20 protein-coding genes are annotated in these 24,305 nt (G+C 62.9%); 10 read left to right on the top strand and 10 right to left on the bottom strand.

Going from position 1 to position 24,305, the window contains the following annotated elements; all coding sequences use genetic code 11:
* Positions 1-197: 197 nt before the first annotated feature.
* Both metK and LOY69_RS28070 read right to left on the bottom strand, forming a co-directional pair.
* Entirely contained in the window at positions 198-1,388 is a 1,191-nt protein-coding gene (metK, locus tag LOY69_RS28075) for a methionine adenosyltransferase (protein ID WP_102862039.1), read from the bottom strand.
* A gap of 18 nt (positions 1,389-1,406) precedes the next feature.
* Positions 1,407-2,402, bottom strand: coding sequence for an ArsR/SmtB family transcription factor (locus LOY69_RS28070; RefSeq protein WP_102881134.1), 996 nt, complete (start codon positions 2,400-2,402; stop codon positions 1,407-1,409).
* A gap of 259 nt (positions 2,403-2,661) precedes the next feature.
* Between LOY69_RS28070 and tkt the strand changes: the two genes are divergently transcribed.
* From tkt to fba, 6 genes are all read left to right on the top strand, one after another.
* Positions 2,662-4,659: a transketolase gene (gene tkt / locus LOY69_RS28065; RefSeq protein WP_102862037.1), complete on the top strand. Its 1,998-nt coding sequence runs from the start codon at positions 2,662-2,664 to the stop codon at positions 4,657-4,659.
* Positions 4,660-4,816: 157 nt separating this feature from the next.
* Complete coding sequence (epd, locus tag LOY69_RS28060; RefSeq protein WP_110652412.1) at positions 4,817-5,896, top strand: erythrose-4-phosphate dehydrogenase; 1,080 nt, start codon at positions 4,817-4,819, stop codon at positions 5,894-5,896.
* A 17-nt stretch (positions 5,897-5,913) separates the two neighbouring features.
* Complete coding sequence (locus LOY69_RS28055; protein WP_102862035.1) at positions 5,914-7,077, top strand: phosphoglycerate kinase; 1,164 nt, start codon at positions 5,914-5,916, stop codon at positions 7,075-7,077.
* Positions 7,078-7,109: 32 nt separating this feature from the next.
* Positions 7,110-7,331, top strand: coding sequence for a hypothetical protein (locus LOY69_RS28050; RefSeq protein ID WP_102881132.1), 222 nt, complete (start codon positions 7,110-7,112; stop codon positions 7,329-7,331).
* Between the two features lie 60 nt (positions 7,332-7,391).
* Positions 7,392-7,721: an MliC family protein gene (locus LOY69_RS28045; RefSeq protein ID WP_102862033.1), complete on the top strand. Its 330-nt coding sequence runs from the start codon at positions 7,392-7,394 to the stop codon at positions 7,719-7,721.
* A gap of 211 nt (positions 7,722-7,932) precedes the next feature.
* A complete protein-coding gene (gene fba / locus LOY69_RS28040) occupies positions 7,933-8,997 on the top strand; it encodes a class II fructose-bisphosphate aldolase (protein ID WP_003229012.1) in 1,065 nt (354 codons plus the stop codon).
* Between the two features lie 73 nt (positions 8,998-9,070).
* Here fba and LOY69_RS28035 read toward each other — a convergent pair whose 3' ends face one another.
* Positions 9,071-9,742 carry a polysaccharide lyase family 7 protein gene (locus tag LOY69_RS28035; RefSeq protein WP_102881131.1) on the bottom strand — a complete coding sequence of 224 codons (672 nt, stop codon included), beginning with the start codon at positions 9,740-9,742 and terminating at the stop codon, positions 9,071-9,073.
* Between the two features lie 319 nt (positions 9,743-10,061).
* On the opposite strand from LOY69_RS28035, the gene LOY69_RS28030 reads away from it, so the two are divergent.
* From LOY69_RS28030 to LOY69_RS28020, 3 genes are read left to right on the top strand one after another with little or no spacing between them, the layout of a single operon-like run.
* The gene (locus LOY69_RS28030; protein WP_102881130.1) at positions 10,062-12,185 is read left to right on the top strand and encodes a putative bifunctional diguanylate cyclase/phosphodiesterase; all 2,124 of its coding nucleotides are present in this window, start codon (positions 10,062-10,064) and stop codon (positions 12,183-12,185) included.
* Between the two features lie 42 nt (positions 12,186-12,227).
* Entirely contained in the window at positions 12,228-12,740 is a 513-nt protein-coding gene (locus tag LOY69_RS28025) for a M48 family metallopeptidase (protein ID WP_102881129.1), read from the top strand.
* A gap of 23 nt (positions 12,741-12,763) precedes the next feature.
* Positions 12,764-13,060 carry a winged helix-turn-helix domain-containing protein gene (locus LOY69_RS28020; RefSeq protein WP_102862029.1) on the top strand — a complete coding sequence of 99 codons (297 nt, stop codon included), beginning with the start codon at positions 12,764-12,766 and terminating at the stop codon, positions 13,058-13,060.
* A 3-nt stretch (positions 13,061-13,063) separates the two neighbouring features.
* Here the strand turns inward: LOY69_RS28020 and LOY69_RS28015 are convergent, their stop codons facing one another.
* Positions 13,064-13,516 carry a GNAT family N-acetyltransferase gene (locus LOY69_RS28015; protein WP_110652411.1) on the bottom strand — a complete coding sequence of 151 codons (453 nt, stop codon included), beginning with the start codon at positions 13,514-13,516 and terminating at the stop codon, positions 13,064-13,066.
* A gap of 277 nt (positions 13,517-13,793) precedes the next feature.
* Between LOY69_RS28015 and LOY69_RS28010 the strand changes: the two genes are divergently transcribed.
* On the top strand, positions 13,794-14,531 hold the full coding sequence (locus tag LOY69_RS28010; RefSeq protein ID WP_102881127.1) for a substrate-binding periplasmic protein: 738 nt from the start codon (positions 13,794-13,796) through the stop codon (positions 14,529-14,531).
* A gap of 96 nt (positions 14,532-14,627) precedes the next feature.
* Here the strand turns inward: LOY69_RS28010 and yccS are convergent, their stop codons facing one another.
* The 6 genes from yccS to LOY69_RS27980 all read right to left on the bottom strand — a co-directional run bounded on the left by yccS (position 14,628) and on the right by LOY69_RS27980 (position 24,138).
* Positions 14,628-16,820, bottom strand: coding sequence for a YccS family putative transporter (gene yccS / locus LOY69_RS28005; RefSeq protein WP_102881126.1), 2,193 nt, complete (start codon positions 16,818-16,820; stop codon positions 14,628-14,630).
* A gap of 228 nt (positions 16,821-17,048) precedes the next feature.
* On the bottom strand, positions 17,049-18,227 hold the full coding sequence (locus LOY69_RS28000) for an NAD(P)/FAD-dependent oxidoreductase (RefSeq protein WP_110652410.1): 1,179 nt from the start codon (positions 18,225-18,227) through the stop codon (positions 17,049-17,051).
* 44 nt (positions 18,228-18,271) lie between these two features.
* Positions 18,272-19,609 (bottom strand): ATP-dependent RNA helicase DbpA, encoded by a 1,338-nt coding sequence (gene dbpA, locus LOY69_RS27995; RefSeq protein ID WP_253084176.1) that lies wholly within the window; start codon positions 19,607-19,609, stop codon positions 18,272-18,274.
* Positions 19,610-19,852: 243 nt separating this feature from the next.
* A complete protein-coding gene (gene mdtD, locus LOY69_RS27990) occupies positions 19,853-21,283 on the bottom strand; it encodes a multidrug transporter subunit MdtD (protein WP_102881123.1) in 1,431 nt (476 codons plus the stop codon).
* 75 nt (positions 21,284-21,358) lie between these two features.
* Positions 21,359-22,696 carry a TldD/PmbA family protein gene (locus LOY69_RS27985; protein ID WP_102881122.1) on the bottom strand — a complete coding sequence of 446 codons (1,338 nt, stop codon included), beginning with the start codon at positions 22,694-22,696 and terminating at the stop codon, positions 21,359-21,361.
* Positions 22,696-24,138, bottom strand: a complete 1,443-nt coding sequence (locus LOY69_RS27980; protein ID WP_265073881.1) for a TldD/PmbA family protein — start codon at positions 24,136-24,138, stop codon at positions 22,696-22,698. Before LOY69_RS27980 ends, LOY69_RS27985 begins: the two co-directional genes overlap by 1 nt.
* Between the last annotated feature and the right edge of the window lie 167 nt (positions 24,139-24,305).

Here is a 24,305-nt window from a genome sequence, read left to right as displayed (position 1 = left end):
CGCTAAAGGCTAGAGGGGATTGGCTGTGGGCTTGGACGAAGGTGTTTGCCGGGTGTTTCATCGGGCGCCAAAACTCGTCGTCAATGGCGCAGCGCCCTGTATCGACGGTTGTCGGCTGGCTCTGCAAGGAAACCTTCAGCCACAAAAAAGCCCCGCCGGGCGAGCCGGGCGGGGCTTTGGATGTTGCCAGGTGAAGCTTACAGGCCGGCAGCAGCGCGCAAGGCGTCGGCGCGGTCGGTTTTTTCCCAAGTGAAGGTGGTGAAGGTGTCCTCACCCACGGTCTTGGTTTGTGGGGCACGGCCGAAGTGACCGTAGGCCGCGGTTTCCTGGTACATCGGGTGCAGCAGGTCAAGCATGGTGGTGATCGCGTAAGGACGCAGGTCGAAGTGCTCGCGTACCAGCTTGACGATCTTGTCGTCGCTGATCTTGCCGGTGCCGAAGGTGTTCAGCGAGATCGAAGTCGGTTGCGCCACGCCGATGGCGTAGGACACCTGGATCTCGCAACGCTCGGCCAGGCCGGCGGCAACGATGTTCTTGGCCACGTAGCGACCGGCATAAGCGGCGGAACGGTCAACCTTGGATGGGTCCTTGCCGGAGAACGCGCCACCGCCGTGACGGGCCATGCCGCCGTAGCTGTCGACGATGATCTTGCGGCCGGTCAGGCCGCAGTCGCCCACCGGGCCACCGATGATGAACTGGCCGGTCGGGTTGATGTGGAACTGGGTGTCCTTGTGCAGCAGCTCGGCTGGCAGCACGTGCTTGACGATCAGTTCCATCACGCCTTCACGCAGGTCGTTGTAGGACACTTCCGGGTTGTGCTGGGTCGACAGCACCACGGCGTCGATACCGACCACGATGCCGTTTTCATAGCGGCAGGTGACCTGGGACTTGGCGTCCGGACGCAGCCATGGCAGCAGACCCGATTTGCGAGCTTCAGCCTGGCGATGGACCAGTTGGTGGGAGAAGGCAATCGGCGCCGGCATCAGCGCAGCGGTTTCGTTGCTGGCGTAGCCGAACATCAGGCCCTGGTCGCCGGCGCCCTGGTCTTCAGGCTTGGCGCGGTCAACGCCCTGGTTGATGTCGGGGGATTGCTTGCCAATGATGTTCATCACGCCGCAGGTGGCGCCGTCGAAGCCGACGTCCGAGCTGGTGTAGCCGATGTCGCAGATCACGTCACGGACGATCTGTTCCAGGTCGACCCAGGCAGTGGTAGTGACTTCGCCAGCGACGATGGCCACGCCAGTCTTGACCAGGGTTTCCACCGCGACGCGGGCATGCTTGTCCTGGGCAATGATGGCGTCCAGCACCGCATCGGAAATCTGGTCGGCGATTTTATCCGGATGCCCTTCAGACACGGACTCGGAGGTGAAAAGGGAGTATTCGCTCATCTCGAGAGTTTCCTAAATTTACCGATGGTGAGTGTCGCCAGCCGGTCGCTGAAAGTGGCGGACCTGGATCTGGAAACCATTACGTAAGCCTACATAGAGACTTTCCCCGGGAGTCAGTCCCGCAGCGCTGGCCCAGCGGGCCAAATCATCTTGTTCGAACCCTAGCCAGAGATCGCCGCAAGCCTCTTTGGCCCAACTCTGGTTGTGGCTGCACAAGTCTGTTACCAACAGGCTGCCGCCTGGTTGCAGCAATCGGGCCATCTGCTTGATGGCTTCGGCCGGTGCGGCGAAATGGTGCAGGACCATATTCAGCACTACGCAATCGGCCGTCAGTGGCACGCCATCCAATGCATCGGCCAATTGCAGACTGACGTTAGCCAATGTTTCGCGCTCACACAGCTGGCGCGCCAGTTCAAGCATTGCCGGACTGTTGTCCAGAGCGGTTACCTGGGCAAAGCGTCGGGCCAGTTCAGGGAGAAATCCACCGTCACCGGGGCCCACTTCAATGGCCGTGGCCATTGGCTTGAAACTCAGCTGGTCCAGCAGCGCGAGGACACTGTCGCGGTACTGGGGCAGTCCTGCGATCAGGTCCTGCTGGGCGCGGAATTTCTCCGCCACCCGGGAAAAAAAGTCTTGGCTGGCTGCGGCCCGTTGCCGGTGCACCAGGCCGATCCGGCCCTGGACATCCGCCGGCAGCCGCACCTGGTCCACTTCGTCCAGCAGTGCTGCGTGAAGCTTGCCCCCCAGGAGTTCGGTATGGGGCAGGGCACGGCGATAGAAAATCGCATTGCCTTCACGGCGGGTCGCCACCAGGTTGGCCTGGGCCAGGACCTTCAAATGGTGACTCATGCCGGACTGGCCGATGGCGAAGATCTGAGCCAGTTCCAGTACGCCGAACGAGTCGTTGCTCAGTGCGCGCAATACATTGAGCCGCAGAGGATCGCCGCCGGCCTTGCACAGGGCGGCCAGTTCGTCGCAATCGTCATGCTCAATGGAGGGTGCGTGCAGGTTCATAGGGGCGCAGTCTAGAGGTGCCTGCAAAGCCCTGCAACAGCAATATCAAAACTTTTTGATATTGCTGTTGCAGGGGCCTTTGCCAGAGCCGTTCGTTGCCTTGTCAACGAACGGCGAGCGGGTTTCTCCAGTGGATTGAGTGCTTATCCTTGGGAAAAACATGCCTGAGTGACTATCTGTCATTGCCCCCGCCAGACGCCTGAGGGAAAATGCAGGCCTTTTTTCCGTTTCGTTTTATTCAATCCTCAGGAGATCAGCGATGCCCAGCCGTCGTGAGCGTGCCAACGCCATTCGTGCCCTCAGCATGGATGCCGTGCAAAAAGCCAACAGCGGCCATCCAGGTGCCCCCATGGGTATGGCGGATATCGCCGAAGTACTTTGGCGTGACTACCTCAAGCACAACCCGAGCAATCCATCCTTCGCCGACCGTGACCGCTTCGTGCTGTCCAACGGTCACGGCTCGATGCTGATCTACTCGCTGCTGCACCTGACCGGCTACGACCTGTCGATCGATGACCTGAAGAACTTCCGCCAACTGCACAGCCGCACTCCGGGCCACCCGGAATTCGGCTATACCCCGGGTGTGGAAACCACCACTGGCCCACTGGGTCAGGGCTTGGCCAATGCCGTGGGCTTCGCCCTGGCGGAAAAGGTCCTGGCGGCGCAGTTCAACCGTCCAGGTCACGACATCGTTGATCACCACACCTACGTATTCCTGGGTGATGGCTGCATGATGGAAGGCATTTCCCACGAAGTAGCCTCCCTGGCCGGTACCCTGGGCCTGGGCAAGCTGATCGCCTTCTACGATGACAACGGCATCTCCATCGACGGTGAAGTCGAAGGCTGGTTCACCGACGACACGCCCAAGCGTTTCGAAGCCTACAACTGGCAAGTGATCCGCAACGTCGACGGCCACGATCCGGAAGAGATCAAGACCGCCATCGACACCGCGCGCAAGAGCCCGTTGCCGACCCTGATCTGCTGCAAGACCACCATCGGTTTCGGTTCGCCGAACAAGCAGGGCAAGGAAGACTGCCACGGCGCACCACTGGGTGCCGAGGAAATCGCCCTGACCCGCGCTGCACTGAAGTGGAACCATGGCCCGTTCGAAATCCCGGCCGACATCTACGCCGAGTGGGACGCCAAGGAAGCCGGTCGCGCCGTGGAAGCCGAGTGGGATCAGCGTTTCGCTGCCTACTCCGCTGCGTTCCCTGCCGAAGCCAATGAACTGGTACGTCGCCTTGCGGGCGATCTGCCCGCGGACTTTGCCGAGAAGGCCAATGCCTATATCGCTGAAGTCGCGGCCAAGGGCGAAACCATCGCCAGCCGTAAAGCCAGCCAGAACACCCTGAACGCCTTCGGCCCGCTGCTGCCTGAATTTCTCGGCGGCTCGGCTGACCTGGCCGGCTCCAACCTGACCCTGTGGAAAGGCTGCAAGGGCGTCAGCGCTGAAGACGCCAGCGGCAACTACATGTACTACGGCGTGCGCGAGTTCGGCATGACCGCCATCATGAACGGCGTTGCCTTGCACGGTGGCCTGGTGCCTTACGGCGCGACCTTCCTGATGTTCATGGAATACGCACGCAACGCCGTGCGCATGTCGGCGCTGATGAAACAGCGGGTGATCCATGTCTACACCCACGACTCCATCGGTCTGGGCGAAGACGGCCCGACTCACCAGCCGATCGAGCAACTGACCAGCCTGCGCAGCACCCCGAACCTCGACACCTGGCGTCCAGCTGATGCCGTGGAGTCGGCGGTGTCCTGGAAGTACGCCCTGGAGCGCAAGGACGGCCCATCGGCGCTGATCTTCTCCCGCCAGAACCTGCAGCACCAAACCCGTGATGCCGGGCAGATCGCCGACATCAGCCGCGGTGGCTACGTGTTGAAAGACTGCGCAGGCGAGCCTGAGCTGATCCTGATTGCCACCGGTTCGGAAGTGGGCCTGGCGGTCCAGGCTTTCGACAAGCTGACTGAGCAGGGCCGCAAGGTGCGCGTGGTTTCCATGCCGTGCACCAGCGTGTTCGACGCTCAGGACGCGGGCTACAAGCAATCGGTTCTGCCGTTGCAGGTCAGCGCGCGGATCGCCATCGAAGCTGCTCACGCCGACTTCTGGTACAAGTACGTGGGTCTGGAAGGCCGGGTGATCGGCATGACCACCTACGGCGAGTCGGCGCCTGCGCCGGCCTTGTTCGAAGAGTTCGGTTTCACCCTGGACAACATCCTGGGCCAGGCCGAAGAGCTGCTGGAAGACTAAAAAAGCACGCGGTGGCCCAGCCACCGCGATCCCTTTGTAGGCGCTGGCTTGCCAGCGATTCGCGGCCTGCCTGACACGCCGCTGATCGCTGGCAAGCCAGCTCCTGCGATGGGGTGCGTATAACAAGTTCGTCTGCCTGTGCCTGATCGAGAACCCCATGCCTCAATCGCGTCCCTATAAAGTTGCACTCAACGGCTACGGCCGGGTTGGTCGTTGCGTCTTGCGTGCTCTGTTCGAGCGGGGGGCTGCGGCTGGATTCGAGATCGTCGCCATCAACGATCTGGCCGACATGGCCAGTGTTGAATACCTGACACGCTTCGACTCGACCCACGGCCGGTTTCCCGGCGAGGTGAAGGTCGATGGCGACTGTCTGCATATCAATGGCAACTGCGTGAAAGTGCTGCGCAGTGCCACCCCCGAAGGCATCGATTGGGCGTCCCTGGGCGTCGATCTGGTGCTGGAATGCTCCGGTGCCTACCACACCCGGGCAGACGGCCAGCGTTTCCTCGACGCCGGCGCGCCACGGGTGCTGTTCTCCCAGCCGATGGCCAGCGAGGCGGATGTCGACGCCACCATCGTTTACGGGGTCAACCAGGAGTGTCTGACCGGCGCCGAGCTGCTGGTCTCCAACGCCTCCTGCACCACCAACTGTGGTGTGCCGCTGTTGCGCCTGCTGGATCAGGCCATCGGCCTGGAGTACGTGTCGATCACCACCATTCACTCGGCGATGAACGACCAGCCGGTGATCGACGCCTATCACCACGAGGATCTGCGTCGGACCCGTTCGGCGTTCCAGTCGGTGATCCCGGTGTCCACTGGTCTGGCGCGTGGTATCGAGCGCTTGTTGCCGGAACTTGCCGGGCGAATTCAGGCCAAAGCTGTGCGAGTGCCGACGGTCAATGTGTCCTGCCTGGATATCACCATGCAGACCGTGAGCGATACCGACGCCACCGAGGTCAACCGGATTCTGCGCGAGGCCGCCACCAGCGGTCCGCTCAAGGGCTTGCTGGCCTATACCGAGTTGCCTCACGCCAGCTGTGATTTCAATCATGATCCCCATTCGGCGATCGTCGATGCCAGTCAGACCCGCGTTTCCGGCCCTCGGCTGGTGAACATCCTGGCCTGGTTCGACAACGAATGGGGCTTTGCCAACCGGATGCTGGATGTTGCTGGGCACTACCTGCAAACAGCCACTCCACGCTCTGACTCTAAACTCTCTGTTTCTGAACAACAGTAACCCAGGAATTGCGACCCATGACCGTGTTGAAGATGACCGACCTCGATCTGCAAGGTAAGCGCGTACTGATCCGCGAAGACCTCAACGTCCCAGTCAAGGACGGTGTTGTCACCAGCGATGCGCGGATCCTGGCTTCGCTGCCGACCATCAAGCTGGCCCTGGAAAAAGGCGCAGCGGTGATGGTCTGCTCGCACCTGGGCCGCCCGACCGAAGGCGAGTTCTCTGCCGAGAACAGCCTCAAGCCGGTAGCCGATTACCTGAGCCGCGCCCTGGGCCGTGAAGTGCCACTGGTGGCCGACTACCTGGGTGGTGTCGAGGTCAAGGCCGGCGACATCGTGCTGTTCGAAAACGTGCGCTTCAACAAGGGCGAGAAAAAGAACGCCGACGAACTGGCCCAGCAATATGCTGCCCTGTGCGACGTGTTCGTGATGGATGCTTTTGGCACCGCGCACCGCGCCGAGGGTTCGACCCATGGCGTGGCCAAGTTCGCCAAAGTAGCCGCTGCAGGTCCCCTGCTGGCTGCTGAGCTGGAGGCGCTGGGCAAGGCCCTGGGCAACCCGGCCAAGCCGATGGCGGCCATCGTTGCCGGTTCCAAGGTGTCCACCAAGCTGGATGTGCTCAACAGCCTGAGCCAGATCTGCGACCAGTTGATCGTCGGTGGAGGCATCGCCAACACCTTCCTGGCCGCTGCCGGGCATCCGGTGGGCAAGTCGTTGTACGAGCCGGACCTCTTGGACACCGCCCGTGCCATCGCTGCCAAGGTCAGCGTACCGCTGCCGGTGGACGTGGTCGTGGCCAAGGAGTTCGCCGAAAGCGCCGAAGCTACCGTCAAGCTGATCGCTGATGTTGCCGCTGACGACATGATCCTCGACATCGGTCCACAGACTGCCGCGCAGTTCGCCGAGCTGCTGAAATCCTCCAAGACCATCCTCTGGAACGGTCCTGTAGGCGTGTTCGAATTCGACCAGTTCGGCAACGGCACCCAGGTGCTGGCCCAGGCCATCGCCGACAGCGCCGCGTTCTCCATTGCTGGCGGTGGCGACACCCTGGCGGCCATCGACAAGTATGGCGTGGCCCAGCAGATCTCCTACATTTCTACCGGTGGCGGCGCTTTCCTCGAGTTCGTCGAGGGCAAGGTACTGCCGGCGGTTGAAGTCCTGGAAGCCCGGGCCAAGGCCTGAGATTCCCGTTGGCCGGGCAAAGGAGTGTTCTGATGGTCAAGACATTGCCACTGTTGATCGCCGCGGCTTTGCTGGCGGGGTGCTCCGGCACTCCCCAGGCAAAATCGGCCGATGAGGCCGGTGAGCCGGACAAAGGCTGCTATCAGGCCGATTGGCAGGCCGAAACGGCGCCGGTGATTAACAAGCGTCTGGGCCCAGAGGGCCTGGAGAAGTACGAGACACCGTCAAAGACCAGGGAACAGGGCTGCCCTTGACGGGTCGGATTGGATAACGCAACGCGCTGGGGCCTGTGGGCTGTCAGCCGAGGAACATCGATGAAAGGTTTGATCGCCGTGGCGATGCTGGGCTTGCTGGCAGGGTGCGCCAACCTGAACCTGCTCAAGTCGCCGGCTCCCGACAACTGGACGACCTGGGTGTGTGACAGCCAGGCACAAGTGCTTTGGCGCTACACCGACGACAGCCGCAAGGCGGTCGACGTGCGCCTGGGGGGCGACGATCAGGTTCGGCGCCTTAAGCTTGAGCCCAGTGGTTCGGGTTCGCTGTACAGCGATGACATGCTGGCGTTTCACGTCAAGGGTGAAGAGGGCCTGGTTTACTGGGTCGCCACCAATGACTTGATCGGCCGCGGCTGCAAGGCCCAGTAGGAGCTGGCTTGCCAGCGAAGGCGGCCTTCCAGACCTGTGCAAGGTTCAAGGCCCCTTTCGCCGGCGAGCCGGCTCCTACAGGGCTGTAGAGATTTGGTTTTAACGGATACAACAGGGCGGGCTGACCCCCGATCTGCAATCACTTGAATAGCAGTCGCCGCTACGGCAGGCTTGCACGATTAACGACCCTCGACCGGGAGACACACACACAATGGCACTCATCAGCATGCGCCAGATGCTGGACCACGCAGCCGAGTTCGGCTACGGCGTTCCAGCCTTCAACGTCAACAACCTTGAGCAGATGCGCGCCATCATGGAAGCCGCTGACAAGACTGACTCCCCGGTGATCGTTCAGGCGTCCGCCGGTGCGCGCAAGTACGCCGGTGCGCCGTTCCTGCGTCACCTGATCCTGGCGGCGATCGAAGAGTTTCCGCATATCCCGGTGTGCATGCACCAGGACCACGGCACCAGCCCTGACGTCTGCCAGCGCTCGATCCAGCTGGGCTTCTCCTCGGTCATGATGGACGGCTCCCTGGGCGAAGACGGCAAGACGCCGACCGACTACGAATACAACGTGCGCGTCACTCAACAGACCGTGGCCATGGCCCACGCCTGCGGCGTGTCGGTAGAAGGCGAGCTGGGCTGCCTGGGTTCCCTGGAAACCGGCATGGCCGGTGAAGAAGATGGCATCGGTGCCGAAGGCGTGCTGGACCACAGCCAGATGCTGACCGATCCGGAAGAGGCCGCGGACTTCGTCAAGAAGACCCAGGTCGACGCCCTGGCCATCGCCATCGGTACCAGCCACGGTGCCTACAAGTTCACCAAGCCGCCTACCGGCGACGTGCTGGCCATCGACCGCATCAAGGAAATCCACAAGCGCATCCCCAACACCCACTTGGTGATGCACGGTTCTTCGTCGGTTCCGCAGGAGTGGCTGGCGATCATCAACCAGTACGGCGGCGACATCAAAGAAACCTACGGCGTGCCGGTTGAAGAAATCGTCGAAGGCATCAAGTACGGCGTGCGCAAGGTCAACATCGACACCGACCTGCGCCTGGCGTCCACCGGTGCCATGCGTCGCCTGATGGCCACCAACCCGAGCGAGTTCGACCCACGCAAGTTCTTCGGTGCCACCGTAACCGCCATGCGCGACGTGTGCATCGCCCGTTACGAAGCCTTCGGCACTGCCGGCAACGCTTCGAAGATCAAGCCGATCTCCCTGGAAGCGATGTTCCAGCGCTACCTCAAGGGTGAGCTGAACGCCAAGGTCAACTAAGCCTTAGCGTCATCCGGAAAGCCCGCAGCAATGCGGGCTTTTTTGTGCCTGGGATTCCTGCACAGAGACGGGGTTAGATTTTGTTGTGGTCGATATCCAGCTTGGAGAAGGTCACCTTGCCGCCCTCGCTGGTGTAGCCGCTGTTGTCCTGGACATAAACGCCAGCCTTGAAATACAGCGGCTTGTCGCGCCAGGTGGCGCTCAGCTGGCCATCCCATTGATAGCCCGCAGCACTGATCCCCAGGGCACCACCGGGGCTCAGGTGGATCAGGTAGGAAAACTCCCGATCCATGGGCACGTTCCTGGCGACGGTGATGACCCGGCCTTCGTCGTCATCCGGGCGCATGCGCACCTTGGCCACGACATTGCCGCTGCCCTGGCTGGTCTTGTACTGGTACTCCACTTTCACCAGGGGCTTGGTGCTGTTGTAGGCATGGATCTGGCCGACGACGATCTTGCCCGACGAGGGCACCTGCTTCACTGCCAGGGTGGCGTACAACAGGTTGTCGGCCTCGGGATAGGTCCAGTTGCGCAGGGTGCCGTTGGAATAGGTTTCCCGCAGCTCGGTGCGCGGGTAGATGGCGTTCTCGGTTTTTGATCCGGTCACCGGCGACCAGAAGAACAGGGTGCCGCTATCGGAGTGGAAGTACTGGTCCTTGAAGCCTTTGACCAGGGTGGGGGTGTCAATGGTTGCCGGTGGGCTGCCGACGGGAACGCTGAGGTTCCAGGTTGCCAGATCGATCATGGTGAGAGGTTCCGCAAGGAAAGGTCTGGTGCAGGTCGCCGAGGGCTTTAGCCTGCGCTTCTTCGGGCGTCTTTATAACGCAGAACGGAAGCCGGGCGAGGTCCGTACGGCGGATATCTGACGTCAGCAAAATATCGAAATGCCATCCTTCCCGGTTTTTATGCTGCACAACTGTGACCGTTAGTCGGGAGTCGGCGCCATTGGCGGAGCGATGACGTGATGGCGGCTTCTGCTTTTCAAGATCCGGGTCTAGAGTGAGTCCACAGTTTTAGCCAGGTTTTCTCACCCGCTCAGTCTTATTACAGGCAAGAGAAGCAGCATGGAATGCGTGCATCCGGAGGTGGCCGAAGGCCACTCCACTCTTCTGATCGTTGATGACTATCCTGAAAATCTCCTAAGCATGCGTGCTCTGTTGCAGCGCCAGGACTGGCGGGTGATGACCGCTGCCTCCGGTGTCGAGGCCCTGGGCCTGTTGCTCGAGCATGAGGTGGATCTGGTGCTGCTGGATGTGCAGATGCCCGGCATGGATGGTTTTGAGGTGGCTCGACTGATGCGCGGCAGCCAGCGTACCCGGCTGACACCGATCATCTTCCTCACCGCGAACGAGCAGTCCCAGGATGCCGTGATCAAGGGCTACGCCAGTGGCGCGGTGGACTACCTGTTCAAACCCTTCGACCCGCAGATTCTCAAGCCCAAGGTCCAGGCTTTGCTGGAGCAACAGCGCAACCGCCGAGCCCTGCAGCACCTCAGTCATGATCTGGAGGTGGCGCGAGCGTTCAACGCCGCGGTGTTGGACAACGCCGCCGAAGGCATCCTGGTGGTGGACGAAGGCGGCCATGTGCGCTTCGCCAATCCAGCGGTCTCGCGCTTGCTCAATGCCCAGGTGCAAGATCTGGAAGGCTCGCCCTTCCTCGATTACCTGCAAAAGCCCCACGTCCCCGACTGGAACGAATCCGAACTCTACGCCTGCTACCGCAGGGGCGAGACCTATCGTCTGCATGACGCCCTGTTGCGGACCGTCCCCGGTCAGCAGATCTGCGTGGCCCTGTCCTGCGCGCCCCTGCCCAGCGAACAGAAGGCCATGGTGGTGACCTTGCTGGACATGTCCGAGGTTCGACACCTGCATCAACAGCTGGAGTACCAGGCCGTTACCGATCCGCTGACGGGCCTGCTCAACCGGCGCGGTTTCTATCAGACCGTGGAGAACATCCTGCTGCGCAGCGATCGCTCGGGAAAGTCTCTGGTCCTGCTCTACCTGGACCTGGACGGCTTCAAACGAGTCAACGACTCCCTGGGGCACGATGCCGGTGACCGGGTGCTGCGCTGGGTCTCCGAACAGTTGAAGGAATGCCTGCATTCGTTCGACATTCTCGGGCGCATGGGCGGCGACGAGTTCACGGCCCTGCTGGAGCTGAGCTTCCCGGAGCAGGCGGCAAAAATCGCCGAAAAACTGATCGAACGCCTGTCCATCAGCCAGCAGATCGATGGCATGGAGGTGGTGCTGGGGGCCAGCATTGGCATCGCCATCTACCCTGACTGCGGTTCCAATCTGGATGGCCTGTTGCGCGCGGCGGACATCGCCATGTACGAGGCCAAGCGTGCCGGCCGTCAGCAGTACCGTTACTACGACCATGAAATGAACGGCCGTGCCCGGTCCCGGCTGATGCTTGAAGAAAGCGTGCGCAGCGCGGTGGAGCGCAAGGAGTTCACCCTGGTGTATCAGCCCCAGGTGGCCATTGCCGATGGCCGCTTGCGAGGGTTCGAGGCGTTGCTGCGCTGGCGGCACCCGAGTGTCGGCGATGTACCGCCCGGGCTGTTTCTGCCGTTGTTGGAAGAGGCGCGGTTGATCAGCCGCCTGGGCAGTTGGATCTATCAGCAGGGCGCCGCTCAGCGCAAGGATTGGGAACAGGTATTCAGCCCGGACCTGGTGTTGGGTGTCAGCCTCAGCGCTACCCAGTTCGGCATGCCCAACCTGGCAACCGAACTGCGCCAGGTGTTGTTGCGCCATGGCCTGCAGCCTCGTCAGCTGGAGGTGGAGGTGACCGAGGCGGCACTGACCCAGAACCTGGACGAGACCCGCAAGCAGTTGCAGCAGTTGCATGAGCTGGGGGTGCGGGTGGCCCTGGACGATTTCGGATCAGGCAGCTGCTGTCTGGCGTACCTGCGTGACCTGCAGTTGGACACCCTCAAGCTTGACCGGCACCTGATCGCTCGCCTGCTGACTTCGCCGCGAGATGCCGCCATCGCCCGCAGTGTGATCGACCTGTGCAAACAGTTCGGCCTGCTGGTGATTGCCGAAGGCGTGGAAACCCTCGAGCAATACGAATGGCTCAAGGCCAATGGTTGTGAATACGTGCAGGGTTTCCTGGTGGCGCGCCCCCTGACTGCCAGCAGTGCCAGTCAATTTGCCCAGCCTTTTGACTGGAGCGCGTTGCCGGCCTGAATTCGCTACACTGGCGCTCTTTGCACCTTGCGTTGCCCCTTCATGACTGCACTCAAATACCTTCAGGCCTACCCCGTCGCCCTGCAACAGCAAGTGCGCCAGCTGATCGACGAAGATCGCCTGGGGGACTACCTGAGCCGGCGCTATCCGCACAAGCACGCGGTACAGAGCGACAAGGCGTTGTACAACTACGCTCTGGAGCTGAAGCAGGAATACCTGCGCAACGCCCCGGCCATCGACAAGGTGCTGTTCGATAACCGCCTGGACCTGACCCACCGCGCCCTGGGCCTGCACACCACGGTGTCCCGGGTGCAGGGCGGCAAGCTCAAGGCCAAGAAGGAGATCCGCATCGCCTCCCTGTTCAAGGAGGCGGCGCCGGAGTTCTTGCGGATGATCGTGGTGCACGAGCTGGCGCACTTCAAGGAATCGGACCACAACAAGGCGTTCTACAAGCTCTGCGAGCATATGCTGCCGGGCTATCACCAGCTGGAGTTCGACCTGCGGGTCTACCTGACCTGGCGCGACCTGCAAGCCAAGGCGGGAGCGGCGGATTAGTGCTTAGTGAAAGGGAGTAGGCGATGGATGTCAGCAAGACCAAGAGCAGTTTCTACCGCCGCCTGTATGTGGCGTATCTGATCGACAGCGGCCTGGCCAGCAGTGTGCCGGCGCTGACCGAAGTCACGGGCATGCCCCGACGCACCGCCCAGGACACCATCGCCGCCCTGGCGGACCTGGACATCCTCTGCGAGTTCGAGCAGCAGGATGGCGCCCGCAATCATGCCGGGCGCTACCGGATCCATAGCTGGGGAGCCATCGACAAGGGCTGGATCGAGCCCAATCTGCGGCAGATCAAGACAGTGCTGGGTTATCCCTGAGTCTCAGGCCCGGCGCATGCCGATATGGGGAATGCCGTCCTCAAGGTATTCCTCACCCGCGACGATGAAGCCGTAGCGTCCGTAGTAATCCTTTAGATGGGCCTGGGCCGAGAGGTAGATCGGGGTTTCTGGCCAGTGCCGTTGCGCCTGTTTCAGCGCCTGCTCCATCAGGGCATGACCCAGGCCCTGGCCACGGGCCTGTTCGGCGATCACTACGCGGCCGATCACGACGTCCCCGCCTTGGGAGATCGGGTCCAGCAGGCGCACATAGGCCAGCAGGCGGTCGTCGTCCCAGGCCATCAAGTGGCAGGTATCGCCTTCAAGGTCGCGGCCGTCCACTTCCTGGTAGGGGCATTTCTGTTCCACGACAAAGACTTCGGTGCGCAGTTGCAGGATGGCGTACAACTGTTCCTTGCCCAGATCGGTGTGATGCTTGCAGACCCATTCGATGGTCATCTTCATATCCTGTAGAAAGTGCTGTGCGAAATACTAGGCACATCGCCGCCGGATGTCTTGTCGAGCAGCACCCAGAGGCTGTTTCTGTGAGTTAGGTCAAAATGCCACTATTGTTGTTACTGGCCTTTGTCTTCTTTGTGTAATCTGTTTTCAAGTCCTGTGCAGCGGTTCTGATGAGCTAGTGTTAGGGGCTGGGCTGCCCTGTCGAATACCGGCAGGGGCCCTCGAGTGTCGGCTGGAACGCGCTGGGCCCTGTGCCCGCTAAGGATCTTTTAGCATGCTGCGATTGCATCGAGCTTTGGCTTTGATCGGATTGCTGTTGCTGGGCCACAGCGCTTCTGCGGAGAAGCTGCGCCTGGTCGCTGACGCCTGGCCCCCCTTTACCGATGCGACCCTGGTCAATGGCGGGGTGGCCACCGATATCGTCAGCACCGCCCTGTCCCGTGCCGGCTATGCCAGCGAGTTCGAACAGGTGCCCTGGGCCCGGGCTCTCATGGGGGTTGGCGAGGGACGCTACGACGTACTGGTCAATGCCTGGTACAACGAAGAGCGCACCCATCTGGGGCAGTTTTCCTCGGAGTACCTGGTCAACCGAGTGCGCTTCATCAAGCGCAAGGATGCCTCGCTGGAATACAACAACCTCAAGCAACTGCATCAGTACCCGGTGGCGGTGGTGCGTGGCTACGCCTATTCGCCGGAGTTCGACAACGACCCGAACCTGCAGAAAGTTCTGGTGCATAACTTCGCCATGGCCGTGCGCATGCTGGCGGCGGACCGGGTCAAGCTGACTCTGGAAGACGAATACGTCGCCCGCTACTACCTGGCCCGGGAATCGCCTCGGGTGCGCAACGCCGTGGAGTTCCTGCCCAAGCCCCTGAGCGAGAACGGCCTGCATATCCTGGTCAGCCTGAAAAACCCCGAGCATGCGCAGATCGTTGCCAAGTTCGACCGGGAAATTGCCGCCATGAAGGCCGACGGCAGCTACGACCGCCTGTTGCGCCAACACGGTATGTAACCGAACAGGGGGCTGTCTGTAGGAGCTGGCTTGCCAGCGAAAGCGGCCCCGAACCTTGCATAAATCTTGCGGCCTCTTTCGCCGGCAAGCCGGCTCCTACGGTTTTGCGTCGTCGCTGGTGTCTTTGATCAGGTGCGCCGCCAGGGTCCGCAACGGGCCCAGTTGTCGACAGATCAGTGCCAGCTGGGTCTGCACCAGACGCTGGCCTTCGTCGATTTCATCCGGCATCTGCTCCAGCTCATTGGCCAACGCTTCCTCGGCATCGCTCTGGATGGCGATCGGGGTCTTGTTGGCCAGGCCCTGGGCAATCTCGTCGATGCTCGCCGCCAGGCTGACCCCGGCACCGTCGATCAGGTGCTCGCGGACTTCCCCCGGCAGTTGGGTTTCCCGGTGCGCGCCCAACCCCGACAGGTAGCTGAGCAAGGTGTGTGACAGCACCAGGAAGCGGAACCCCACGTCGGCTTCCTTACGGAAATGCCCCGGCTCCATGAGCATGTTGGCCAGGGTGGTGGACAGCGCCGCGTCGGCGTTGTGGGCGTTGCGCCGGGCCAGGCGGTAGGCCAGGTCGTCGCTTTTGCCTGCGGCGTACTGCTGCATGATCTGGCGCAGGTAGATGCTGTTGCAGGTCAGGGTGTTGGCCAGCACCTTGTTCAGGCGTCGGCCCTGCCAGTCCGGCAGGAACAGGAACACCGCCAGCCCGGCGATCAGACTGCCCAGCAGGGTATCGAACAGCCGCGGCAGGAACAGCCCGTAACCGTCGCCCACCTGGTTGAAGCAGAACAGCACCATCAGGGTGATGGCGGCGGTGGCCAGGGTGTAGCGGGTGGTGCGGTTGGTAAAGAACACCACCCCGGCGGCGATGGCGAACAGCGATTGCACCAAGGGGCTCGGGAACAGGTCGAACAGCGCCCAGGCGATGGTCAGGCCGATGGCGGTGCCGACGATCCGCTGCCCCAGCTTGCGCCGGGTGGCGCCGTAGTTGGGCTGGCAGACGAACAGCGTGGTGAGGATGATCCAGTAGCCCTGGGATGGGTGGATCAGATGCACCATGCCGTAGCCGATACTCAGCGCCAGGGGCAGGCGCAGGGCATGGCGGAACAGCAGTGATGTCGGTGTCAGCTGGGTGCGCAGGCGAGTCCAGACATCCTTGAGGTTGCGCGGCGAGCGGTCCAGCAGGCTACTGTCGGTGGCATCGGCCAGGGCGTCGGGGTTGCTGGCGTCGCTGAGCAGGCGGTCGAGGGTGCCAAGGTTGGCCGCCAGGGCGCGCAGCGAGCGCAGCAGCCCGCGCCAGGCCGGGTTGCTCTGGATGCGCAGGTGTTCCAGGGAGGCGTGCAGGTCGCTCAGGGCCTCGGCGAAGCTGGCGTCATAGACGAACGGCTGGCGCAGCTGGATGGATTCGGCCAGGGCGCGGCAGGCCTTGCCCTGCTGGCGCAACAGGCGCTGGCAGCGAAACAGCACGTCGCTGTGGAAGAAGGCGTCGGTCAGGGCGTTATAGGGGTAGTGGGACGAACTGGCGCGCTCGTGGATGTCCTGGGCCAGGAAGTACAGCTTCAGGTAGCGGCTGACTTTCGACCCCGGCCGGCCATTGCCCACCCGGTGCAGGATGATCTCCTTGGCGGCGTTGAGGGCTGCCACGACCTTGCCATTTTGCTGGGCCAGCTCCAGGCGCCGGGCTTCCACATCCAACTGGCGGATTGGCTCGAACAGGGATGACTTGAGCTTGAGGTAGAAACCCAGCTCACGAAACAGCCGGGCCAGGCTCTGCTGCACCGGCTGGTTGGAGAACAGCGCCTGCCACAGGACCGAGAGCAGGCCATACCAGGCCGCGCCGGCCACCAGCAGCAGCGGCTCGTGCCAGAAGTCGATCACCGCGCCGCCGCGCTGGTCGACGCCGATCATGGTGTAGACCGAGAGAATCAGGGTCGCCGAGGCGATGGCGCCATAGCGTTCCCCCAAGGCCCCGAGCATGGTCAGGCCGAAGCTGGCCAGGGCCAGGGCAATGGCGAAGATCCAGGGGTAGGGGAACAACAATTCCACCGACAGCGCGGCGATGCTGAAGCACACCAGGGTCACGGCCAGGGCGTTGAGCCGGCCTTGCCAGCTGTCGTCGGTTTCCGCCAGGGCGCTGGCGATGATGCCGAGGAACAGTGGAATCAGCAGGCCCATCTCATCCTGATACCAGCACAGCGCCATGCTGCCGGTCAGGGCGATGAACACCCGCACGCTGTAGCTGAATTTATCCAGCGCCCAGAGGCGGCGCAGAGACTGACGAAAAGAAGTCGATGACATGGAGTGGGACAGGCCTTCCGGGGCGATGCAGCTAAATTGAGCCAGTATTGACGACGGCGCAATGCCGCCGTCACATCGGCCGACAAATTCTGTTGCCGTTGCCGGTCGGGCGCCTGTAGCCGCTGCCGTAGGCTGCGAACGACCCGAAGGGGCGCGGCGATTCAAGGTCCGCTGAGGTCCTGCGGACCTGTCGCAGCCTGCGGCAGCGGCTACAGGGATTGCAGCGGCTCAGACGTATTGCGCCGCCGCGTAGCCCGAGGCCCAGGCCCACTGGAAGTTGAAGCCGCCCAGGTGGCCGGTGACGTCCAGCACTTCACCGATGAAATACAGCCCCGGGCTCTTCAGCGATTCCATGGTCTTGGACGACACCTCGCGGGTATCGACCCCGCCCAGGGTCACTTCGGCGGTGCGGTAGCCCTCGGTGCCCGCCGGCACCAACTGCCAGCTGCCGAGTTTTTGCGCCACGTCCGCCAGTTCCGCCGGGGTGTATTGCTTCATCGGCTTGGAGACGAACCAGTGCTCGGCCAGCAGTCCCGCCATCTTCTTGGTGAAGATTTCCCCCAGCAGGGTTTTCAGCTCGCTGTTGGGGCGCTCGGCCTGCTGCTGTTGCAGCCAGCCCAGGGCGTCGTGGTCTGGCAGCAGGTTGATCTCGACACTGTCGCCGGGTTGCCAGTAGGAGGAAATCTGCAGGATCGCCGGGCCGCTGAGGCCACGATGAGTGAACAGAATGTTCTCGCGAAAGCTCTGCTCGTTGCAGCTCACCAGACAGTCCACCGAGGTGCCCGACAACTCGCTGCACAATTCCTTGAGCTGATCGGTGATGGTGAAGGGCACCAGGCCGGCACGGGTCGGCAGCAGTTCATGGCCGAACTGCTTGGCGACCTGATAGCCAAAACCGGTAGCGCCCAAGGTCGGGATCGACAGGCCGCCGGTGGCGATCACCAGGGATTGGCACTGCACCGCGCCCAGGGTGGTCTGCAGCAGATAGCCGGCTTCAAGCTTTTCGATCTGCTGGATCGAGGTGTCCAGGCGCAGTTCGACGCCGACCTGATCGCATTCGTCGAGCAGCATGCCGAGGATGTCGCTGGACTTGTTATCGCAGAACAGCTGGCCGAGTTTCTTCTCGTGGTAGGGCACGCCGTGCTTGGCCACCAGGCCGATGAAGTCCCACTGGGTGTAGCGGGCCAGGGCCGATTTACAGAAATGCGGGTTCTGCGAAAGGAAGTTGGCGGGCTCGGTGTACATATTGGTGAAGTTGCAGCGGCCACCGCCGGACATCAGGATTTTCTTGCCGGCCTTGTTGGCGTGGTCCAGCAGCAATACCTGGCGACCGCGGCCGGCCGCGGTCAGGGCGCACATCAGGCCGGCCGCGCCAGCGCCGATGATCACGACTTGGGTAGAACGCAAAACGGTGTCCTCGTTAGGAGCGAACGACAGCTCAAGCAGTGGGGTTAGAGGACGCGCACGCGTAGCGAACGGCCCTTGATCTTGCCGTTGTTCAAACGTTGCAGCGCCTGCATGACCACGGTGCGTTCAACCGCCACATACGACTGGAAGTCGAAGATCGCGATCTTGCCGACCTGGGCGCCCGGGATGCCGGCGTCGCCAGTCAGTGCACCGAGAATATCGCCCGGACGCACTTTGTCCTTGCGCCCGCCCGCGATGCACAGCGTGCTCATCGGTGGCTGCAGCGGGGCGCCGCCCTGGGACTTGAGGTTGTCGACCTGATCCCAGTTCAGCGGGGCTTTCTGCAGCTGTTCGATGGCTTGCGCGCGATGGGCTTCGGACGGTGCGACGAGGCTGACCGCGATACCTTTTTCGCCAGCGCGACCGGTACGGCCAACGCGGTGAATGTGGATTTCCGAATCGCGGGCCAGCTCGACGTTGATCACCATGTCCAGCGCATCGATGTCCAGGCCGCGGGCGGCCACGTCGGTGGCGACCAGTACCGAAGTACTGCGGTTGGCGAACATCGCCAGCACCTGATCGCGGTCACGCTGTTCCAGATCGCCGTGCAGGCCGACGGCGGAAATGCCTTTGGAGGTCAGGTGATCGACGGTTTCCTGCACTTGCTGCTTGGTGAAGCAGAAAGCGACGCAGGAAGCCGGGCGGAAGTGGTGCAGGACTTTGGTCACTGCGCTCATGCGTTCTTCCGGGGAAATCTCGTAGAAACGCTGTTCGATCTGCGTGTCGTCGTGGAACGCTTCGGCTTTCACCGTCTGCGGATCACGCATGAACTTCGACGCCAGTTGCTTGATGCCCACCGGGTACGTGGCGGAGAACAGCAGGGTCTGCCGGCGCGACGGGGTCTGCTCGATGATGTCTTCGATGGCGTCGTAGAAACCCATGTCGAGCATGCGGTCGGCTTCGTCGAGGATCAGCGTGTTCAGGCCATCAAGCACCAGCGAGCCCTTGCGCAGGTGTTGCTGGATACGCCCCGGGGTGCCGACGATGATGTGGGCGCCGTGTTCCAGGGAAGCGATCTGCGGGCCGAAGGACACGCCGCCGCACAGGGTCAGGACCTTGATGTTGTCTTCGGCACGGGCCAGGCGCCGGATTTCCTTGGCCACCTGGTCGGCCAGCTCGCGGGTCGGGCAGATCACCAGGGCCTGGCAGCCGAAGTAGCGCGGGTTGATCGGGTTCAGCAGGCCGATGCCGAAGGCCGCGGTCTTGCCGCTGCCGGTCTTGGCCTGGGCGATCAGGTCCATGCCCTTGAGGATCACCGGCAAGCTCTGCGCCTGGATCGGCGTCATCTGGGCATAACCGAGGGAGTCGAGGTTAGCCAGCATGGCGGGAGACAGGGGCAAAGTATTAAAAGCGGTGGCAATGGTGGTCACGGGACTGGCCTGCAAAACAAAATGTCGCGCAGTGTATCAGCCTCGCTCCCATAACCTGCAAATTCTGGACGAGCAACCGCGCAAAGGTGGTTTTGTGTAGGAGCTGGCTTGCCAGCGAAAGCGGTCGCGAGGTTGGTGCAATGCTCGGGGGCCTCTTCGCCGGCAAGCCGGCTCCTACGGAGGGGTGTGTGCGGCTCAATGCTCGATGTGCTGCTCCTCGACCTTGCGCGCCCTTCGGCCATCGGTGGGCGACAGCTGGAGGAAGATCGCCGCCGCCAGCATCGCCATGATGCCCACGGTGAGAAAGGTCAGCTGGAAGGCGCCGAGCACGGTGTTCACTCCGTCATTGCCTACTTGTGCAGTAAAACCGCCCAGCAGCGCACCGGCACAGGCCACCCCCAGGCTCAGGGACAGTTGCGCCACCACCGACAACAGGCTGTTGCCGCTGCTGGCGGCGGCATCGTCGAGGTCGATCAGGGTCACGGTGTTCATCGCGGTGAACTGCAGCGAGTTGATCGCCCCCAGCACTGCCAGCATGCCCAGCAGCAGGGGATAAGGCGTGTGCTCGCTGACCAGCCCCATGCTGGCCAGCATCAGCCCCAGGGCCAGGGTGTTGCCGGTGAGCACGATGCGGTAGCCCAGGCGCTCGATCAACGGCCGGGCAATGGACTTGGCCAGCATCGCCGCGGCCGCCAGGGGCAGCATGCTCATCCCCGCCTGGGACGGTGAATAACCCAGCGCCACCTGCAGCAGCAGCGGCACCAGGAACGGCAGGGCACCGCTGCCCAGGCGGGCGAACAGGTTGCCGAGGATGCCCACGGCAAAGGTCCGCACCTTGAACAGCGAAGGGGCGAATAGCGGGGTGTCGATATGCCCGGCCCGTAGCCAGTAGGCCGCCAGGCAGGCCAGCCCGGCAAACAGCAGCAACATCACCCGCAGGTGCGGCAGGTGCAGTTCCCCCAGGCCTTCCATGGCGATGGTGATCAGCACCATCGCCGCGCCGAACAGCACAAAGCCCAGGCCATCGAAACGGGTGCGCTCGCTGCCTCGCAGGTCGGGGATAAAACGCCACACCGCATAGCAGCCCACCGCACCCACTGGCAGGTTGATCAGGAAGATCCAGTGCCAGGTCAGGTACTGCACCATCCAGCCGCCCATGGTCGGGCCGATCAGCGGGCCCAGCAGCCCGGGAATGGTGATGAAGCCCATGATCCGCACCAGCTCCGAACGCGGGTAGGCTCGCAGCACCACCAACCGTCCCACCGGCAGCATCAGTGCCCCGCCCAGGCCCTGGATCACCCGGGCGCCGATCAGTTGGCTCAGGGTGTTGGACATCGCGCACAGCAGGGAACCGATGCTGAACAGCAAGATGGCGCCGAAGAAGATCTTCTTGGTGCCGAAGCGGTCGGCGATCCAGCCCGATGCTGGGATCAGCAGGGCCACGGTGAGCATGTAGGCGATGATCACCCCCTGCATGCGCAGCGGGTCTTCCGCCAGGTCCTGGGCCATGGCTGGCAGCGCCGTGTTGAGGATGGTGCCGTCCAGGGATTGCATGAAGAAGGCGATGGCCACCACCCAGGGCACCCAGCGGGCGGTGGTGGCATCGAGAGGCGTGCGTTCGGGCATGGGATCTCCCAAGGGCAGCGGCAAGCGGCAAGCCATAAGCTTCAAGCTTGCCGCTTACAGCTTGCGGCTTGTCGCTTACAAGGTGAGGGTCAGGCGACTGACCAGGGCTCCGGGCAAATGCATCGAGGCAGTCTGGCGCTGGCCGTAGGTACTGGCCGAAAGCAGCAGTTCGCGCTGCTCGGTCAGGGCCTCCAGTTGTGAACCCAGCAGGCTGTAGACGCTGTCATCGAAACGCATGGTGCTCACCGGGGCCTGGATCTCGCCGTTCTCCACCCAGAAGGTGGCGAAGCGGGTCATGCCGGTCAGGCGCGCTGCCGGCAGGTCCGAGTAGTTGAGGTACCACAGGTTGCTGATGTACAGGCCGGTGCCCAGTTGCTTGAGGATCTCCTGCTGCGACAGCTGCCCGGCGGCCATGTTCAGCGCACTGGGGTATTCGCTGCTGCCGGCGCCGTTGCTGGTCAGGCCGTACTCGGCGGCGCTGCGGGAGTTGATCAACTGTGCGTTGGCATTGCCGGCGGCGATCAGCGACAGGTCGCTGCGCGGGTAGCCCTCATCGGAAAAGGCCGGACTCAGGGAGCCGCTGACCTGTTCGTCCAGGGACACCAGGGGGCTCAGGGCGGCATCGCCCGCGTAGAGCTTCTGCAGGGGGCTGTGCTTGCTGGCAATGGACTGGGCCGAGAACCCGCCCCAGGCCAGCATGCCCATGATCTCCTCCAGGGCCGCCGGTGCCAGGTAGGCGCGGTACTGCCCCGGCGTCAGGGTGCGCAGCGGTCGACCGAGGAACTCCAGTTGCTGACGGGCCTGGTCGAAGCGCTGGGCGAAGGCTGCGTCGTCCCAGGCGTGTCCCGCGTAGCTGGCCTTCACCGCTTCGCCATTGGCGTGGAACAGGCTGAAGTCGAAGTTGAAGCTATTGGCCTGATGCCAGCCGAAGGCTCCGGCGGAACTGGCAAAACCTCGGCTGATGGGGCCGGCGGCATAGATGCCCACCAGATCCAGGCCGGCACCGGCGCGGCCGATCTGTGCCACCACCTGCTCGCTATCGGGCAGCGGATGGTCCTGCACGTGGTGGGATTGCCATTGGGCGTGATTGAGCATCAGGTACGGGTCCGCCGGCAGCAGCGGCAGGGTTTCGCGCAACTGTTGCAGGGCTTCGACCAGGCGCTGACGGTCCACCTCGGGGTCGTTGCTCAAGGTGATGCTCAAGTCGGCGTGGCGTCCGTCTTCGATCAGCTTGAAGTGCAGGCTGGCCTGTTGCACCTGCCCGGCCTGACGCACCTTGGCGTGGTTGAAACGGATGAACTCCGAGGACTCGGCCGAGTAGCTCAGAGTGAACTGTTCCGATTCCTTGATCGCGTCCTGCAGCCACTGCACCCATGCCTTGAACTGCTCGGCCTGATTCATCGTCCTGTTCATCAGGCGTCTCCTCCGAATACGTCAATCTTGCTGAACACGCAGGCCGGCGAAGCGTGGCCGACGCGGATTACCTGGTTGGGCTCGCCCTTGCCGCAGTTGGGCGTGCCCAGGACCTGGAAGGTGCTGCGATCGCCCACCGCGCAGAGGTTGCGCCAGAACTGTGCGGAAATACCCCGGTAGTTGGGGTTCTTGACCACGCCCTTGAGCTCGCCGTTTTCGATCAACTGGCCCCATTCGCAGCCGAACTGGAACTTGTTGCGCGCATCGTCGATGGACCAGGAGCGGTTGGTGGACATCAGGATGCCGTGTTCGATCTGGCCGATCAGGCGGTCCAGGGGCTGGTCGCCGGGCTCGACGTTGAGGTTGGCCATACGGTCGATGGGGGCGCGGTTCCAACTGCTGGCGCGGCTGTTGGCAACGCCGTCGAGGCCACTGCGGTATTGCGACAGGGCACTGCCCAAGGGACGTACCAGCAGCCCCTCGCGGATCAGGAACTGCTTGCTGGCGGCGCTGCCATCGTCGTCATGCCCATAGCTGGCCAACTCCTCGGGAATCTGTGGGTCGAAGGTCACGTTGAGCAGGGACGAGCCATATTGCAGGCGGCCGAAATCTTCCTGTTTGACGAAACTGGTGCCGGCGTAGTTGCGCTCGTCGCCGAGGATGCGGTCCAGTTCCAGGGGGTGGCCGATGGACTCGTGGATCTGCAGCATCATCTGGTCCGGCATCAGCAGCAGGTCCCGCTGGCCTGACGGGGTGTTCGGCGCCAGCAGCAGTTGCAGCGCCTGGTCGGCCACCCGTGGCGCCGCGCCCAGCAGGCCGCAACGGCTGATCACATCACCGGCGCCCTGCTGGCCGAAGTTTTCCCGGCCCAGGCTGCGGGTCTGGCTGTCGCTACCGTCGTAGGCGGTGACATCCAGGCCCGGGTAGACAAACCGCTGAGCCTGGCGCAGCTCGGCGCCGGCGCTGTTGAGGTAGATCTGCTCGACCTGGGTCACGCCGATGCCCACTTGCCAGTTCACCAGGCGCTCGTCCTTGGGCACCGAGGCCGATTCGTCGCCCAGCAGCTGGTAGCAGTCGCTGAGGGATGGGAAGGGCTGGTCCAGATTCGGCGAAAGGTAGTCGCCACGGTGGCTGGATACCGGTTGCTCGCGCAGGTCCAGCAGGGCGTGGGCGGCGATCACCCGAGCCAGGTGTTCGGCGCGGTCTAGGGCGGCTTGCAGGCCGCCTTGCGAGAGGTCACTGGTGGCGGCGTAGGCTTCCACACCACGCACCCGTGCGGTCAGCATTGCCCCTTCGTCGCGGCCCAGGCTCGGTGGTTCGGCAACGTTCTTGCGCACTGACAGGTATTGGTCCGACTCGCGCACGTAGCGCAGGGAAAAGAATTCGGCGCCCGTGCGCAAGGCAGCAAAGCGCTGCTTGAGCTGGGGGTGAAAGTCGAACATGGAGAACCTCCTTGTGAGACGCGATAGCGGGCGGGTCTTGTCGCCAGCAAACGGAACGCTGCCCGGCGGCTCCTACAGATATAGGCGTCGGTGGACTCCGGGGCGAAGGGGATGGGCAAGTTGCAGAACTGTAGCTGCTGCCGGAGGCTGCGATCAAGGAGGCAGTG

It is taken from the genome of Pseudomonas sp. B21-059, from assembly GCF_026016285.1.
Lineage (GTDB): Bacteria > Pseudomonadota > Gammaproteobacteria > Pseudomonadales > Pseudomonadaceae > Aquipseudomonas > Aquipseudomonas danubii.
Note: the sequence above shows the minus strand (reverse complement) of the source record. Positions and strands in the feature narration are given on the sequence as shown.